Source organism: Nitrosomonas sp. (assembly GCF_019752415.1).
Classification (GTDB): Bacteria; Pseudomonadota; Gammaproteobacteria; order Burkholderiales; family Nitrosomonadaceae; genus Nitrosomonas.
Genome location: NZ_JAIEME010000035.1, coordinates 96,554 through 113,158, shown reverse-complemented (window position 1 = coordinate 113,158; position 16,605 = coordinate 96,554). Strand labels below are relative to the sequence as shown.

Here is a 16,605-nt window from a genome sequence, read left to right as displayed (position 1 = left end):
TGCATAACTTCTAAATGTGTTGTAAGCCTTACGGAAAGAAACCTGTAAGCGACTATTCGATTTCCGGCAATAAAATAACATTTCACAAGAGCCATTTTCTTTGAAAAATGGAGCGGGAAACGAGGCTCGAACTCGCGACCCCAACCTTGGCAAGGTTGTGCTCTACCACTGAGCTATTCCCGCAATATGAAGTTGCTGTGCGACTGGTATCACTTCAGAAACGAAGGGTGGATTATAGAGATGCTGTACGTTTTGTCAAGAAAATGCAGATTGCGATTGTTTGGCTTAGATCGAATTTTGGCGGGTAATCGATTCGTTTGGATGATTGTGTATGTATTTCTAGCACTGGATTGCTACAGTTTTAGTTGTAACAAGTGGAAGACATTTGTCAATAAAGCATCCCGCCGCAAGCAGCGAGGTATTACTTGCGCTCTTCAATCTGCTGGATTTTAACCGACTTTCTCCCCAAGGGGCGTGGAATTGAGCCTGTAGAGATAAAATGCTCTATCATAAGCATCATCAGATGATCTGTAACCAATTTGCCGTAATAGTCGCCTAGGATCAGATTAAAACGTGCAGAAATAGCAATATTAGCCTGTTCTTTTGTTTCACTTGTTGCATGATTGTCTGTTCGCCAATGAAGATACTGGTTAACTTGCTATTCCCCGTGGTCTTGCCGCGGGGATAGGTGCAGGGTACGCGAAGCAAATTTATTGTGTATTTACTTAAGCTAATGATCCGAAACGCTTCACTGTGCTTGTGCCGTATCATTGACGCTACTCTGCTGTTTGGGAAACAAATCAAGGCGGCGTGGTTTGATAAATACTTCATCGCCTTTTATCAGTTGTAACTCACGAAAACGTTCCTTACTGATTTCAACTTGAATCGGGGTTTTGTCTGCATCGTCGATGCGCATTACCTCCAATCGCACGATCGGACCCACGGAAAGAACGTGAACGACACGGGCTGCCAATGCCGCTTCACCATTCTGCGTGCGTTCAACTTCGATCTCATGGGGGCGAACGTAGGCGACTGCCGTGAGTTCGTCAGCTTCCGCGTGCTCTGGTACGTCCACTTCGATGTCACCAATCCAGGCGCGTCCACGATGCAGACGACTATGAAACAAATTCACATTGCCGAGAAACTCATACACGAAGGGACTGGCGGGTTGCTCATACACCTCATCCGGGGTGCCGATTTGTTCAATCCGGCCTTCATTCATGACAACGACCCGATCGGCGACTTCGAGTGCTTCTTCCTGATCATGCGTCACGAACACACTGGTGATATGCATATCATCGTGCAATCTGCGCAACCAGGAACGCAATTCCTTGCGTACCTTAGCATCCAATGCGCCAAAAGGTTCATCCAGCAATAACACTTTGGGTTCTACCGCCAGTGCTCGTGCCAACGCAATACGTTGACGTTGACCGCCTGAGAGCTGATGGGGATAGCGATCTGCCAGCCAATCCAGCTGCACGAGATGTAATAATTTCATAACCCGATCACGGATTTCCGTTTCAGAAGGACGAAATTTCTTGGGGCGCACGCGCAAGCCAAAAGCAACATTTTCGAAAATAGTCATGTTGCGAAACAATGCATAGTGCTGGAATACGAAACCAACTTGACGTTCACGGACATGTTGATCGGTGGCATCCTCACCGTGGAATAGCACTTGACCGCTATCGGCTGTTTCAAGTCCGGCGATCACACGCAGTAACGTGGTTTTTCCCGAGCCGGAAGGCCCCAGCAATGCCAGCAATTCACCGGAGTGTACTTGCAGGTTGACATCATGCAGCGCAGTGAAGGTGCCAAATTGTTTTGAGAGATTAAGGACTTCAATGCTCATTCGTGACCTCTTGATTTTTGATGTTGTTTGTTGCGGAATTCGATCAGTGTTTTTAATGCCAGCGTCACCAATGCCAGCAGTGCCAGCAATGAGGCCACTGCAAAGGCGGCTGCAAAGTTGTATTCGTTGTAGAGAATTTCGACATGTAGCGGCATCGTATTGGTACTGCCGCGAATATGCCCTGATACCACCGATACCGCGCCAAACTCTCCCATCGCCCGGGCATTACACAAGATTGCACCGTACAGCAGTCCCCATTTGATATTGGGTAACGTAATTTGATAAAAGGTTTGCCAACCGCTTGCTCCCAGCACCACGGCCGCTTCTTCTTCTTCAGTGCCTTGCGCTTGCATCAGTGGAATCAACTCACGCGCGATAAACGGCACCGTCACAAAAACAGTTGCCAGCACGATACCGGGAACAGCAAAAATAATTTTCATGTCATGCTCTGCCAACCAAGGCCCCAACCATCCTTGCAGGCCAAAGACAAGCACATAAATCAACCCTGAAACCACCGGAGATACGGAGAAAGGCAAATCGATCAGCGTGATCAATAGGTTTTTGCCGCGAAATTCAAACTTGGCGATCGCCCAAGCCGCGGCAACACCGAACACCAGATTCAACGGCACCGCGATAGCCGCTACGGTCAGTGTCAATTTGATGGCGGAAACCGCATCAGGGTCGGTGATTGCAGCAAAATAAACTTCTGCGCCTTTTTTGAATGCTTCATAAAAAACCGAAATCAGTGGAATGAAAAGAAATAGCGTTAGAAACGCTAGTGCCAATCCAATCAAGGACCGGCGTACCCAGGCGGGCTCTTGTGTGGCTCGTTGCCTAAAAGTTTCACCGGATGCGGGAAATGTAATCGTGGACATAGTTGTTCTCAGGTAATAGTACTGCGGCGACGGCTCCACCATTGCAGCAGATTAATGATCAGTAACAAAATAAAAGAAATCACCAGCATCACCACCGACAATGCCGTGGCGCCTGCATAATCATATTGTTCCAGTTTGGTGACAATCAGTAGCGGGGTGATTTCGGAGATCATCGGCATGTTACCGGCAATGAAAATCACCGATCCGTACTCGCCAATCGCACGTGCAAAAGCCAGTGCGAAACCGGTCATCAATGCAGGAAAAATCGCCGGAAAAATTACCCGGGTAAACGTTTGCCAGCGATTGGCGCCGAGTGTCGCTGCCGCTTCCTCCAACTCGGACTCGATATCCTCAAGTACCGGTTGCACGGTACGCACTACGAATGGCAGGCCGATAAAAGTCAATGCCACAAAAATACCGATCGGCGTGAAAGCCACCTTGATGCCAAGCGGTTCCAGAAACTGGCCAATCCAGCCATTGCCTGCGTACAGCGCGGTCAACGCGATGCCGGCCACCGCAGTTGGCAGGGCAAAAGGAAGATCCACTAATGCGTCGACTAATTTTTTACCGGGAAAATGATAACGCACCAACACCCATGCCACTAACAGCCCAAATACCACATTGACGCATGCGGCGGCGAATGAAGCACCAAATGTTAGTCGGTACGAAGCGACGACTCGCGGCGTGGTGACAATGGACCAAAATTCCGGCCAGGTTAACTCGGCGGTACGGATAAACGCTGCCGAAAGCGGAATCAGTACGATTAAGCTCAGATACAGCAGGGTAAATCCCAGCGCCAGATTGAAGCCCGGCAGAATGCTGTGTTGTTTAAAGGTATTCAAATCTAACTCCTGTTAAATTCATTGTGTTCTTGTTTACACCTGTTTATGTGTTAATTTTCTGGAATAGGTAATAGTTCGATCATTCCAATTGCATGTGCCGGTTTACCGAGTAAATTTCCTTGCAGATAATCCGCGTCAGTCTGTCTGGCAGCAATTAATTGCTCGGGTGTTTCGATATCCCGAACCAATAAGCTTGCGCCAAAGCTATGTATGGTATCTGACAGTGGCGTAATTGCTTCATGCAATACCAGATCTCGTGCTTCAATACGTACGATATCCGGGTATAGACTCCCCAGTTCCGTCATCCAATCGCTACGTGTACCGGTGTAATTAGCCGCAATTTGATAGCCACGAGAACGATAGTTGGTGATGACATGCTGGAGCAGTTTCCAGTTGCGATTAACGATGGCTGGAATTTCGATGACTACTCGTGAGGTTTTTATACCAATCAAATCGAGAAAATTTTCAAATGCGCGACCGTGATCGTCTTTAACGCTTTCCAGAAGTCGCGGATGCACATCGACAAACAAACTGTCTACTTTGGAATTACTATTGAAATAGTAATTCAGCGCGTGAATTGCCCGGCATAACCGATCCAAATCAACCAGTTGTGCATCTTTTGATGCCAAGGAAAAAACCTGCCAAGGCCAAAGCGCGACTTCTCCGTTTGATAGGGAGCGGATATAGGCTGCGTGACCAATAGTTTTTCTCTGAGCGATACTAAAAATGGGTTGAAAAACACTGGTTAGTTCGCAATGATAGAAATGTCCGCTTATCCAGCCATTCTCAGCACGATTCAGAGAATAATCGGTCGCTGATTGGATCAGCTCAAATTCATCTCCAACAACGAAGGTATTGTTTGTTGATGCATTCATGGAACAACTCCCACTTAAGTTGATGTCGCTAGCGATAGATCAAACCAATTTTTTTGAATTGGCTTGATCTGTCATTTTTGTCTGCTGCCAATTAGACCCATTAATGGAATTTTTGAAATTGGCTTTTGGCTTCGCAAAAACTTCTACAACAACAATCCTCATCCGTTTGATGCGTATTCAACTTGTCTTTCAGCTCGTTGACAGAACGGTGGCAAAACATTAATGGGATACCGCCACGATTTGCTTTCTCTTTCACTGAATTGGCAAGGGAATGATTAACAAAGTCGCAAATAACAATAACTAACCGGGTTTCGTTTGGAATCTGCCGCTTGTTAAATCCTTTCTTGCGGCCGTTCCAATGCTCGACACGCGCATAGTTCTGGGTGGAAATGAGGTGTTTGAACGATGTCACATAATCCCCGCCGACAATTAGAACGCTCATGTTCAATCCTTTATAGGTTGTAGCGCACCGCGGTGCGCTACGTTGTTATTACTTCAAGTAAATCTGATCAAATGTGCCGCCATCCGCAAAGTGGATTTTGTGTGCATTCTTCCAGCCGCCAAAGGCATCGTCGATTTTGAATAGCTCAACCTTTGGAAACTTACCGGCATGTTTTTCAGCAACCTTCGGATTAGTAGGGCGATAGAAATGCTTGGCAACTATCTCCTGGCCTTCTTCGGAATAGAGATACTGAAGATAGGCTTCAGCGACTTGGCGTGTGCCTCTCTTATCAACCACTTTATCGACTACCGCTACTGGCGGTTCTGCAAGAATACTCAATGACGGAATTACAATTTCAAATTTGTCCGAACCATATTCCTTGAGTGCCAGAAAGGCTTCGTTTTCCCAGGAAATGAGCACATCCCCAACGGCGCGTTCCACAAACGTTGTGGTTGAACCGCGCGCGCCGGAATCGAGGACAGGTACATTTTTGTATAGGCTACTGACGAACTCTTGTACTTTGTCTTCACCATATTTCCGTTTGCCAAATTCCCATGCCGCCAGGAAATTCCACTGCGCGCCCCCGGAAGTTTTCGGATTGGGTGTGATTACAGCTACGCCAGGTCGAGCCAGATCATCCCAATCTTTAATCCCCTTGGGATTGCCTTTGCGTACCAGGAAAATGATTGTCGAGGTATACGGCGTGCTGTTGAGTGCTAATCGTTGTTGCCAATCCTCGGGAAGCAATTTGGCTTTCTCGGCGATGGCATTGATATCATTGGCCAAAGCCAGTGTCACAACATCTGCTTCCAAGCCGTCAATCACTGATCGCGCTTGTTTTCCTGAACCGCCATGCGATTGCTTAATTGCGACGGTTTCTTTGGTTTTCTCCTGCCAATGCTTGGCAAAAGCAGCATTAAATTCCTGGTAAAGCTCACGGGTTGGGTCATAAGAAACATTGAGCAGTGTTTTTTCTGCTAATACGTTGCTGCTAATTATCAAACTTGCCGTCAAGAAACTTGTTGTTAGCCATGTTTTAATTGTCATGATTTTTTCTCCAATAAGAAATTTAAGATTATTTACAAGAGACTGATTAATACTTCAAAGTACAAGAAGTCAGTGTTGCCTGAGCGCTGGTCGACGCAAGGGTGCGTGTTAGTAGTAGCGCAGGAATGTGCTGCGATACGGTTTTGTACGAATTCACCCGACGTAAAATGGGTATAGCCGAGGATAGTATTAATTCGTGGTGTGGGTTGATAGCGTATGCGTCCTTCCAATGCATGGCCACCGAAATTACCGCTTTGTCCAGTGCGATCCCGATTGAATCCAGGATCCTGGACGGTATTGCTGATGTTGCCGTCGAGAATATCGAACATGCGGTCGGTTTTGCTGGCCAGCCAATAGGCGCCATAACCTACCTCAAATCCTAGTTTCTGAGTCGGACTAATCTCAAACCTGAGTTTGGGTGCCTTCAGGTTCTCATAAACCACATAGTGATCGGCTGACCAAGGCCGTGCAAATCCAAAAAAGCGATCAAACCGGTTGTCAACATTGTCATTGGGATCTTTGTCACCGCTGGCGTAGCCGTAAAAAGCACTGAGGCGGGGTTTCCAAGCATGCTCAAAGCCGCGACCTACTTCGATGGTATATCCTTGTGCATCGACACGATTGGGGCCGGAATACCCTAGCTGGTGGTTGTAGCTGACATCGAAATCAAGAATGCTACCAGCCTTGCCGTAAACGCGGAACCCAGGCATATGAATTTGCCGATCCAGCCGATTGGTAGCTGTAAAACCATCGGGATTAGCCGTTTGTTTCTGACCATGGTAATACGCTTGAAAAGTAGCGATTTCAGACCACTTGCGCCAAGTGCCGATCCCTCCAAAAAACCATAAATGATCATTGGCCTTATCAAATTGGGTTTGCAGACGCAAAACGGGTTGCAAGCCAAACAGATCAAGCTCCCAATCATTGGCTTCGCGTCCCAGATTCAGGCGAAAGCCTTCAAACGTATTGGTGGTGTTGCGCCACTCGTTACGTGCGATAAAACGCCGGTCCGTTGTTTCATAAGCCATGCGTCCTACGCGAAATCTGATCGGACGGTCATTACCTCGATCATCGGCTCCGAGCGCTTTTTTGAAATGTAATTCACCGTAGGCATTGAGCAGGTCGTACTCATTCCTTTCTTGATCTGTGATGGCATGCTTATTGTTATAGACGCGGGAATCCTGAAACTCGACTGCGAAACGGAATGGATCCAAAATATCCTTGATCCCAATCCATGCACGATTTCGTAAAAAGAAGGGGTTATCCTCGCCACCTTCAATACGGCGTATATCATTATTGCGCCATTCATAACGTGTGCGGTGTTCGAGACCGACATCCAGCCAGGTAATATCTTTAAATCGCTCAACACCTATATCGCTTAATTGACGTACATAACGTGGCGGATCCGATTCAGGGTTGGTAGCATAGCTGTTGGAACGCTGGTGATAGCTGGTCGGTTTTTTTGCATCCGCCACTTTTGCTTCCGGTACAATGGCAGGCAATGATTTTTCCAGCTCAGATGGTTTAGCCTGCCCCGATGATTTATCGATTAATGGCTTGCCGGTATCAACTGAAGTTTGTTGGGATACCCGGACAATACTTGGGAGTATTGCTTGGGAATCTACAGACGATTTACTGTCTGAAGATGCCTTGGTTGGGCTGACTGTGAATGTGCTCAACGCTACAATGTGTAAAATAAACCAAATAAACTTCACTATATTCTCCTTAATGAACTTCCCGATATTCCGGTTGAGTCACTGCTGATTTTTTACTCTTTTACCACCAATTTTGTTGGCCGGTGTCATGTTGCTATTTGTGAAATGGGTTTGATCTTGAAGTGTCAGACCCAAAACTTATTCAACTATGATTTCGATGTTTTGCGTCCAGAACTGCTTTGACCCACACGAATTTTTTCCCGACATTCTATTTGTACAACTTTATTCTCGTGTATGACGACTTCAACCGATCCATATTCGATGCTGGCCACAGCGCGCAGAATTTCCTGAGCAACATCAATAGGTATCTTTTTGTCAGTATTCTTACCTGTCATAATTTCTGGATCCAAACCGGGGTTAATAACTATTTATACTTCCCAATGAAGTAGTGGATGTTAACGGAAGCGTAAGATAACAACTTTACGATATAAATAGAAATACTATTTATTGATTAATTTATAACTATAAGTTATAAAGAAATTGGATTCTGAATGTGCACCAGAACAACGCAATAATGAAATGATTCCAGTAGAATTAACACGTGAGATTATGAGAATATTCATAATCATTTGATTCTTTAGCTACCCGATCAGGATTTACTCCTGAAGTCTTCGGATTAACAATAATGCTCACTGAAACTTATTGACGGAGACGGAGACGGAGACGTAGATGAATAACATTAGGATAAATATGATTAGTTTAAGAAAATTTATATTCTCTGCTGCACTATCGGCTGTATTGGCTATCTCAGTTTCCGGGTGTTCTGTTTTTATGGCGGCAAAACAACCCGAAAAGAAAGATATCAGTCTATTAAAAGAAGGCGTATCGAGAGCTGTGCTGATCTCTGAATTTGGTGCCCCTGTAGTCAGTGAATATAAAAATGATAAAAGGTTTGAAATCTTCAAATTTGTGCAAGGGTATAGTACAGGCGCCAAGGCAGGCAGGGCTTTTTTTCATGGTGCAGCAAGTGTTGCTACGTTGGGATTGTGGGAGCTTGTTGGTACGCCTGCTGAAATAACGTTTAATGGCGATGAGATGGCCTTTCAAGTCAGTTATGATGAAAATGATCTGGTTGATGAAGTAAAGTTAATAACCAAAGAATAAATTGCGTATTGCGTTGAATGATTACAAGCCGTTTTGCAGTCCTGGTATACCGATGCGCTGTATATGGATAGCATTGTTCCCTTCTTCGTAAGCGAGCAATTTCCCTTCTTTTTGCCAGAGACGGAATGCCAAGGAGTAGGATAATACCCGAATTGGGTAGTCGCGCGGCAGCGTTTGTAGATAGGGCTGAATCGTAGTGAAATTGGTGGCGCCGTATTGCTGCATGATAAAGCGCAAACCGCCGTTGGCCGGGCCGATGTTATAGGCTAATAAACCCAGAAAGAGGTCGCCGTTCATTTCGGCTAGGTAGTGTTTGAATGTGGCTGCACCGACAAAGGCGTTGTGCCGGGGATTTTCCAGCGAGATTTTTTCAGTGCCCAGCCGTTTATGTGCTTGAACCAAGACTGTTTTCGGGACTTGGGTGATTTGGAATAAACCGCGCCCGCCGTCACTACTGTCTCTGGGTATGAATGACGATTCTGTTGCTGCGATGCCCTGTAATAGATTGACATCGACATTGAACGATCTGGCGGCATCTTCGATGGCTTGTTGATATTCTTGTGACCGGCTAATCATTTTTTGCAGTTGTGTTGAACTGTGCCTGCGATAAGCTGCATAGACTTGATGTGAGATTGTCACCCGGCTTGCTTCTTCCTTTCCGCCTACCAATGTACGGAAATTTCCGTAAGCCAGAGTGAATTGGTCATGGGTAACCAAAAAAGCGATTAGCAGGGCAAATGCAAGGGATAGGATCGGGGTCAATAACTCAGAATGGGACTGTAGCCATTTTCTCAGTTTCCACCAACCGATGAGAAAAACGCAGGCAACCAACACCAATGCTAACACGCCGATCGCGAACGGAAGTAGGCTGCTGAAAAAACTGGTGCCTGAGAACCGGCTTGCGGAATAGCCTAATAGCACGATGATGGCAGAAACCGCAATAATGCTCAAACCGAGGATCTCTAAGCTGATCAGCAATAAATTCCACTTGAATTCACCAACCTGCTTTTTTCTCAACCGTTTCTGTGGCTTATCTTTGCCAGAACGCACTGCTGCACTACGTCTTCGCCTGGGTTTAGGCTTTGTATTGTTGGACTCTGGGTTGTTGAGATGAGCCATCTTATCCATTGGCATAAGAATCGATACGTTTAATAAGTCAATAGAATCGTGACAGATTAACAAACATCTGTAGCGAAGTTCAAAGTATTTGTTGGATGTCCTCTCTCTTGGGCGTAAAACGATCTACGCCGTTTCCTAGGATAATACCTGCTGAAGCTAAGATTTTCTCATAATGTGACACGGACTGAAGTGGAACGACAGCTTAGAGTAATCTCAACCCAAAGCGAGTAACTGGGATAAGGGATATACACAACTACAAATTTCACATATGCTCATACCAATCAAATAATTGGGTACGAACCTGATGTTTAGCACGGAAATAATCGGTTAAACGACATTGATGGCATCTAAAAAAAGACTTCGCAATGTATCCAATTTTATTTTATCGTAATGATGAAAGCCTGGTTCAATAGGCTCATACAAGCAGTGATGTCTTTTATCAGATCGATAAAAGAGGAGGTTTTCGCAAGAAAACATGATTTGTACGGTTAATGAAAATTGATCGATCAGGTTCCTGTGGTATCAACCGAGGAGATAAAAAATGAAAGCGTTAGTTTCTTCCATTCGCCAGTTTGATTAAGGCAATGCAGTTTCCAATTTGCAGCAGGCACTCACTTCCTTAGGTTTTCTCATTTCGGATGATGAGTAGATTGCGTCTTTTTTGGTGATACAACTTCCTGCGCACTGAGGCGTTTTCAGGAGTCTTTTCAAATCCCCGCAACAGATAGCGTTAATGAGAACACTGCAAAAACTCTGAATGAGTTTCTGAGGATAAGCAACTGCGTTCTTGCAGAACCATTAATTAGAGTTTACACAGAAATTCAGCGATCAGATATGCGCTGCCAAGCAGGAATTCCGGTTTGAGATGACTTGGCGGGCATGACCAGGTCATGTTTCCCTTTTTTTTTAGAATGTAGAGATGGTTATCAGCGACTAATCACTGAATGTCTATGTTTTATTTTTGAATACCTAATTGGCTAATAATTTCTTTATTCATAACTTAACAAAGTAAATTGAAATAAATTTGCGTCGTTTAATTGCATCTTCACATTTTTAACCACTGTAGAAGCGTTGATCATGACGGATGGGATGTGCAATTGGCCATTCCCGCTCGAAAAAGTTGCGATATTCACAGGATTGCTTGGCAATGAAGTAACACTGGCGGGATCAAGCTCAAATACATAGGCTGGCTTATCTCCAATTAACAGTAACTTAACTGCTAATGCTTCGCCCGTTCCAATATCTACAGCAAAAGTTAGAGCGCTCTCACTAAATACACCAGTTGTATCGGTTACCTCTACTTGGTTAATTTGGACGAGGTTGTCAGTAGAAATTGATGAGTCGCTTGTACCTATCGTTGGTGTGGCAGTCAGGCTGCTGCTACCCAGGTTGGCTATTGGTAGTTTTTCAATGGCATCAAAGACGTTCATTCCATCAAAAATAATACGCCCGAATACCGTAAAGCCGCCATTCTGATTATCCAGATTCAGGGAATTATCTGCGAGATTGACAAACCATTGACTGGTTGCGCTGTTTGGATTGCCCGAAAGTTTCGCCATGGCAACAGTTCCGCGTGTATTGGAGATATTAAATTCATTGGTAATCGGGGCAAATGTATTAACGGGAGCGAGCGTTTTTCTAGTGGTACCATCAACGATCTTGAAGCCGCCGCCTTGAATAACAAATTTAGGAACACTGCGATGGAAGATTCCGTTTGTATAGGCGTCGCTATTGATGTAGTTGAGAAAGTTGGCTGTGGTAATTGGTGTTTGTGTTTCAAACAATTCGATACAGAATTGACCCATATTGGTATTAAAACAAGCGACTGAGTTAGCTTGGGTATTGTTTGCCAAAAAGAACAAGCCGACAAATAATGCTGTTTTATAAGATGTTGGAATAAGGCGCATAGTGATTGAGCGTGTAGTAAGAATAAAATTGGATTGTCTGATAGAACTTAAAGTGAAGCAATCGTTTTATGATTGATAAGTCTTAGTTTTGTTGTTTAAAGGTATCCTGTATTAGTCAGAAAACAGATCAATTACTCAGATTCAACTTGCGATTCCCCGTGGACTTGCCACGGAGTCGTTTATTGCCTTTCCTTCAGACTTATTTCTGGATTGGAATATACTGGAAGAATCTTTTCAAAGTAGAAATCGTATATCGATATTGGCTTACTGAAAGCCATCGGCGCGATTGGATGCCGTGAAAACACTTGGTAAATCAAGTCTTTAATAAACTGGCCATCGATTTTTAAAATATCGACGGCTAGATTCTTCGAGTAACCGAACGACGATGCCCCCGCACCAAAATCATCGAGCGCAACACGCACACCGGGACGACTGACTTGTTCAATAAATGATGACGTATCCGCCAAGTTCATAACGGCAGCGGTTTCGGTAATTTCCAGACAAATTTTCGCGCAAATAGTTGATCCGGCTTTTCTGAGCATATTGGTTGCGTGGCTATGAAAGATACGATCGCCGATAGATTGCCCTGAAAGATTAATACACAGCATATCAATAGCAGGGGCATCTTCAGAGCGTTCAGAAAGCCATTGGATGACACTGCGTAAAACCAAGAGGTCGAGGAGAGATGCCAGGTGGAATCTTTCCACTGCGGGTAGCCCATTGATGGAGTGTAATTAAAGTTTCGGTTTATTCAGTCGTAAAAAATCCAAATATAAATAGTATGTTTGCCAAGTATGCTCAGAAAAAACTTAAGACTTTTGGCTATCGCTTTCTCGAAAGAAGACGAGAGATTTTTGTATTCTCAGTTAAATAATATTCATGTGTATAAGAACACAAATAATCTTTCGGATATACATTCTGCCGTGTGGGAATTAGATTGGGACGTGATACTTTTTAATCATGACAAATCTTGCCTTGATTACAACGCTGCACTGAATGTATTAGAGGAAAGTGGAAAGGATATTCCGTTTATTATTTATTCGGATGACACCGATGAGGATGCTGTTCATTCTGCCTTATATTCTGGTGCGCATGACTATGTCCTTAAGGGTAATACTTTGCATCTGGCTCATGCCATTGAGAGGGAAATAGGAAATGCCGAAATCCGGAAAGCAAAAGCTAAAGCTGAGGATCAAATATATCACTTGGCTTATTACGATGGATTAACCAACCTTCCCAATTGTAATTTATTTTCTGTTAAAGCTTCGGCCATGCTCGCGAGACTAGCTGTGTCCGATACTATTGCGGCATTGTATTTAGTAAATTTTGATCGTTTGCCTTATATCAATAGTACCTATGGCTCTGGTGTCGGTGATCGGATAATTCAACAATTTTCGCATCGATTATCTGATTATAGTAATGAGAACTGCTGGTTGACCCGGATCGAGGGTTGTAAATTTGCTTTTTTTAATGCGAGTGTAACGGATGCAGAAAGTGTGCAAGAGTTTGCCAGTCAAATTATTAAATTGGTGATTTCTCCGATCACTATTGATAGCTTGGTATTTTATCTGCGACTTAGTATCGGGATTTGCGTGTATCCGGCAGGTGGCAACAGTATTTCTAAGCTATTGGCTAATGCTGAAAGTACCTTATCGCATACCAGCTATCTGTGGAAAAATACTTGTACGTACTACACAAAAGAAACAGAAGAAGCTGCAGTAAAGCGTTCAGTATTGGGAGAATCGTTACGCACCGCAATTGAGAAGAATGAGCTATTATTGCATTATCAGCCTATTGTAGATCTCCAATCCGGTGCTTTGTTTGGAGTGGAAGCACTGGTCCGCTGGAATCACCCTGAATTTGGTTTATTGCTACCAGAAAAATTTATTCCATTGGCGCAAGAAACCGGACTCATTATTGATCTCGGTAGATGGGTGTTACGGCAAGCATGCAGACAAGTCGAGTTATGGCACCAAGCAGGCTATGGATCGCTATCGATTTCAGTCAATATATCTGCAATTGAATTTGATCAAATGCAGCTGATTAGTAGTATTTCGTATGCGCTTACCGAGACAGGCATTTCTCCTGAATTGCTGGAGCTGGAAATTTCTGAATCAACTTTGATGCGAGATGCTGAAACAAGTACCCAGATTTTGCAAGCATTAAAAGATATGAATGTTAAAATCGCGATGGATAATTTTGGTACTGGCTATTCATCATTAAGATATTTAAAGCATTTTTCCATTGATATTCTTAAGATAGATCGCTCCTTAACACATGATATTATTATTGATCCTGATAGCTCAGAAATTATTGCAGCAATCATCGCAATGGCTAAAAATCTTGATCTATCTGTACTGGCAACAGGAATTGAAACTAAAGAACAGTTTGACTTTTTACATCATTTACAATGTGACCGTGCCCAAGGCTTTCTTTTCAGTAAGCCAATGATCGCTCAAGATATGCTGCATTTACTGGCGCAACGTAAAATCGCGACACTTGCTTAGTCTCCGTATCTCTAAGAAACTCCAATATCCAATAAAATTCTGTTGCTTTCGCGTAGGTAAAATTCCTACATTGCGATAGGAATAGCACCTAACTTCGTTTAGGCTGAACTTCCATTTACTTCCGATGCTGCATAATCGAAAATCTACACCTACGCATTTACATTTTTGATTAAAACTTTATTTAGTCTAAAGGGGTATTGAAATGGAGACAAATCAAATTCTTGATGAAATCAGAGACATCAATTTGAGTTATTTATTGCTGGCTAAACAGATGTTGCGCGATGATAGGGTATCGGCAATCTATCGACTGGGAATTAACCAGGATCTCGCTGATATTTTGGATAACTTAAGTTCGGCACAATTAATCAAAATGGCTGCTTCAAACATGTTGCTTTGCCGTTTTCGTTTTGATGACCGTCTAATTGCTGAAATGTTAACCAGTGATAATCGTGAGCAAGCGGTTATTAGGTCTCATGCAGCGATACTAATGGCAGGAAAGCCGGCGGAAGCTATAGTTTAAGAAATTAATCGACGGGAAAGGGATATATTATGCGCAATCGAAGTATTATAACTGAGGCCAGGCAAATTCAGCTTGCCACTGAATTAATCGAGTTGGGTGCGCGCTTACAAGTTCTGGAAATGAATACTGATTTGAGTCGTGAAAGACTGGTTAAGTTGTATAAGGAAATTAGAGGCGTATCCCCACCTAAAGGTATGTTGCCTTATTCAGAAGATTGGTTCATGAGCTGGCAGCCCAATATGCACTCTTCACTATTTATTAATATATACAATTATATTGCAGTGAATGCTGGGATTGATGGCATAGACGCGCTGATTAAGAGTTACAAACTTTATATTGAACACATCAATGTCAATAAACTTGAGAAGGTATTAAGTTTGACGCGTGCCTGGACTTTAGTACGTTTTGTTGACAGTGGCGTATTGTGTATAGCACGGTGTGTGAGCTGCCATGGCAACTTTGTTGTGCATACGCTGGAAATTCATTCAAATCACGTGTGTGGTCTTTGCAATGTTCCGTCACGAGCTGGGAAAACAAAAAAGGCAGCTATTGCCGCCGCTCTACATTAAGCAAGTGTAGTTTCTTCTACCGAGTCAGATCACTTAAGCAAGTTCTTAATACGATTTAATGCTTGCTGCAGATTTTCCAATGAAGTAGCAAAAGATAAGCGAATATAGCCTTCACACCCAAAAGCGGAACCTGGAACAACAGCGACACCCGCATTTTCCAGGAGATACTCGCTGAACATAATATCGTTCTGTGCACCAATCAAGTTTCTTTTATAGAGATTCTCGATTGATTGGCGAACATCAGCGAATGCATAAAATGCACCATCGGCAGATAAGCAACGAAAGCCACGGATTTGATTTAATTGCTCGGTGACAAAAATGTTGCGTTCTTTGAATGCGGCAACCATTGGGTTCATACACGATTGATCGCCATTTAGTGCGGCTTCAGCGGCCGCCTGTGAGATCGAGCTGGGGTTTGATGTGCTTTGCGACTGAATATTCTCCATCGCGGTTATGATATGGGCAGGCCCGCCACAATAGCCGATTCGCCATCCGGTCATAGAATAAGCTTTGGATACACCATTCAGAACCATCGTTTGCGGAAATAATTCCGGGCACGCATTGACGATATTAATAAATTTCTGATTCGATAACAGAATATGTTCATACATATCATCTGTGGCGATGAGAATTTGCGGATGTTTGCGTAATACCTCACCCAATGCTTTGAGTTCATCATGGGTATAAACCGCTCCCGATGGATTGCTGGGGCTGTTGATGACAAACATTTTTGTTTTGGGAGTAATTGCTGCTTCCAGTTGTGCCGCAGAAATTTTGAAATTCTGTTCGATCCCGGTATTAATGAATACCGGCTTGCCTTCCGCGATTAAAACAATATCCGGATAGGAAACCCAATAGGGTGCCGGGATAATCACTTCATCCCCGGGATTGATCATGGACAATACCAAATTAAAGAAGCTCTGTTTGCCGCCGCATGAAACTAAAATTTGTTTAGCTTCAAAATCAAAGTTATTTTCACGTTTAAACTTCGCCACAATGGCATTTTTTAAACCAGGTGTACCACCGACTGCGGTATATTTGGTCAAACCCTTATTAATCGCAGCGATTGCAGCATCTTTAATATGCTGTGGAGTATCAAAATCAGGTTCGCCTGCGCCCAGTCCTATAATATCTTTGCCTTCCGCTTTTAATTTAGCAGCTCGAGCGGTAACAGCAAGGGTAGGGGATGGCTTAATGGTTTGAACGCGATTAGAAAGTTCCACAAAAAATCCTC

Annotated in this window: 16 protein-coding genes and 1 tRNA gene; 4 read left to right on the top strand and 13 right to left on the bottom strand. The window is 43.8% G+C overall.

Annotation, left to right across the window (positions count from 1 at the left end):
- Positions 1–108: 108 nt before the first annotated feature.
- The 9 genes from K2P83_RS07105 to K2P83_RS07065 all read right to left on the bottom strand — a co-directional run bounded on the left by K2P83_RS07105 (position 109) and on the right by K2P83_RS07065 (position 7,980).
- Positions 109–183 (bottom strand) — tRNA-Gly (locus K2P83_RS07105).
- 565 nt (positions 184–748) lie between these two features.
- On the bottom strand, positions 749–1,849 hold the full coding sequence (locus K2P83_RS07100) for a sulfate ABC transporter ATP-binding protein (RefSeq protein WP_292927702.1): 1,101 nt from the start codon (positions 1,847–1,849) through the stop codon (positions 749–751).
- Complete coding sequence (cysW, locus tag K2P83_RS07095; protein WP_292927700.1) at positions 1,846–2,724, bottom strand: sulfate ABC transporter permease subunit CysW; 879 nt, start codon at positions 2,722–2,724, stop codon at positions 1,846–1,848. Before cysW ends, K2P83_RS07100 begins: the two co-directional genes overlap by 4 nt.
- A gap of 8 nt (positions 2,725–2,732) precedes the next feature.
- The gene (cysT, locus tag K2P83_RS07090) at positions 2,733–3,566 is read right to left on the bottom strand and encodes a sulfate ABC transporter permease subunit CysT (RefSeq protein WP_292927698.1); all 834 of its coding nucleotides are present in this window, start codon (positions 3,564–3,566) and stop codon (positions 2,733–2,735) included.
- Positions 3,567–3,616: 50 nt separating this feature from the next.
- Positions 3,617–4,441, bottom strand: a complete 825-nt coding sequence (locus K2P83_RS07085) for an EAL domain-containing protein (protein ID WP_292927696.1) — start codon at positions 4,439–4,441, stop codon at positions 3,617–3,619.
- Between the two features lie 100 nt (positions 4,442–4,541).
- Complete coding sequence (locus tag K2P83_RS07080; RefSeq protein ID WP_292927694.1) at positions 4,542–4,883, bottom strand: DUF2325 domain-containing protein; 342 nt, start codon at positions 4,881–4,883, stop codon at positions 4,542–4,544.
- Positions 4,884–4,931: 48 nt separating this feature from the next.
- Positions 4,932–5,930: a sulfate ABC transporter substrate-binding protein gene (locus K2P83_RS07075; RefSeq protein WP_292927692.1), complete on the bottom strand. Its 999-nt coding sequence runs from the start codon at positions 5,928–5,930 to the stop codon at positions 4,932–4,934.
- 32 nt (positions 5,931–5,962) lie between these two features.
- Entirely contained in the window at positions 5,963–7,645 is a 1,683-nt protein-coding gene (locus tag K2P83_RS07070) for an alginate export family protein (protein ID WP_292927690.1), read from the bottom strand.
- Between the two features lie 146 nt (positions 7,646–7,791).
- Positions 7,792–7,980, bottom strand: coding sequence for a YezD family protein (locus tag K2P83_RS07065; RefSeq protein WP_292927688.1), 189 nt, complete (start codon positions 7,978–7,980; stop codon positions 7,792–7,794).
- A gap of 334 nt (positions 7,981–8,314) precedes the next feature.
- Here K2P83_RS07065 and K2P83_RS07060 point away from each other — a divergent pair, with 334 nt between their 5' ends.
- Positions 8,315–8,749, top strand: coding sequence for a hypothetical protein (locus tag K2P83_RS07060; RefSeq protein ID WP_292927686.1), 435 nt, complete (start codon positions 8,315–8,317; stop codon positions 8,747–8,749).
- 21 nt (positions 8,750–8,770) lie between these two features.
- Here the strand turns inward: K2P83_RS07060 and K2P83_RS07055 are convergent, their stop codons facing one another.
- The 3 genes from K2P83_RS07055 to K2P83_RS07045 all read right to left on the bottom strand — a co-directional run bounded on the left by K2P83_RS07055 (position 8,771) and on the right by K2P83_RS07045 (position 12,482).
- A complete protein-coding gene (locus tag K2P83_RS07055) occupies positions 8,771–9,883 on the bottom strand; it encodes a transglycosylase SLT domain-containing protein (RefSeq protein WP_292927684.1) in 1,113 nt (370 codons plus the stop codon).
- Positions 9,884–10,857: 974 nt separating this feature from the next.
- Entirely contained in the window at positions 10,858–11,775 is a 918-nt protein-coding gene (locus K2P83_RS07050; protein WP_292927682.1) for a peptidylprolyl isomerase, read from the bottom strand.
- 179 nt (positions 11,776–11,954) lie between these two features.
- Positions 11,955–12,482: an EAL domain-containing protein gene (locus tag K2P83_RS07045; RefSeq protein WP_292927680.1), complete on the bottom strand. Its 528-nt coding sequence runs from the start codon at positions 12,480–12,482 to the stop codon at positions 11,955–11,957.
- A gap of 216 nt (positions 12,483–12,698) precedes the next feature.
- On the opposite strand from K2P83_RS07045, the gene K2P83_RS07040 reads away from it, so the two are divergent.
- From K2P83_RS07040 to flhC, 3 genes are all read left to right on the top strand, one after another.
- Positions 12,699–14,282 (top strand): EAL domain-containing protein, encoded by a 1,584-nt coding sequence (locus tag K2P83_RS07040; RefSeq protein WP_292927678.1) that lies wholly within the window; start codon positions 12,699–12,701, stop codon positions 14,280–14,282.
- Between the two features lie 202 nt (positions 14,283–14,484).
- Positions 14,485–14,802, top strand: coding sequence for a flagellar transcriptional regulator FlhD (gene flhD / locus K2P83_RS07035; RefSeq protein WP_292927676.1), 318 nt, complete (start codon positions 14,485–14,487; stop codon positions 14,800–14,802).
- Positions 14,803–14,831: 29 nt separating this feature from the next.
- Positions 14,832–15,371 carry a flagellar transcriptional regulator FlhC gene (flhC, locus tag K2P83_RS07030; protein ID WP_292927674.1) on the top strand — a complete coding sequence of 180 codons (540 nt, stop codon included), beginning with the start codon at positions 14,832–14,834 and terminating at the stop codon, positions 15,369–15,371.
- Between the two features lie 29 nt (positions 15,372–15,400).
- Here the strand turns inward: flhC and K2P83_RS07025 are convergent, their stop codons facing one another.
- Entirely contained in the window at positions 15,401–16,594 is a 1,194-nt protein-coding gene (locus K2P83_RS07025) for a pyridoxal phosphate-dependent aminotransferase (RefSeq protein WP_292927672.1), read from the bottom strand.
- Positions 16,595–16,605 lie beyond the last annotated feature (11 nt).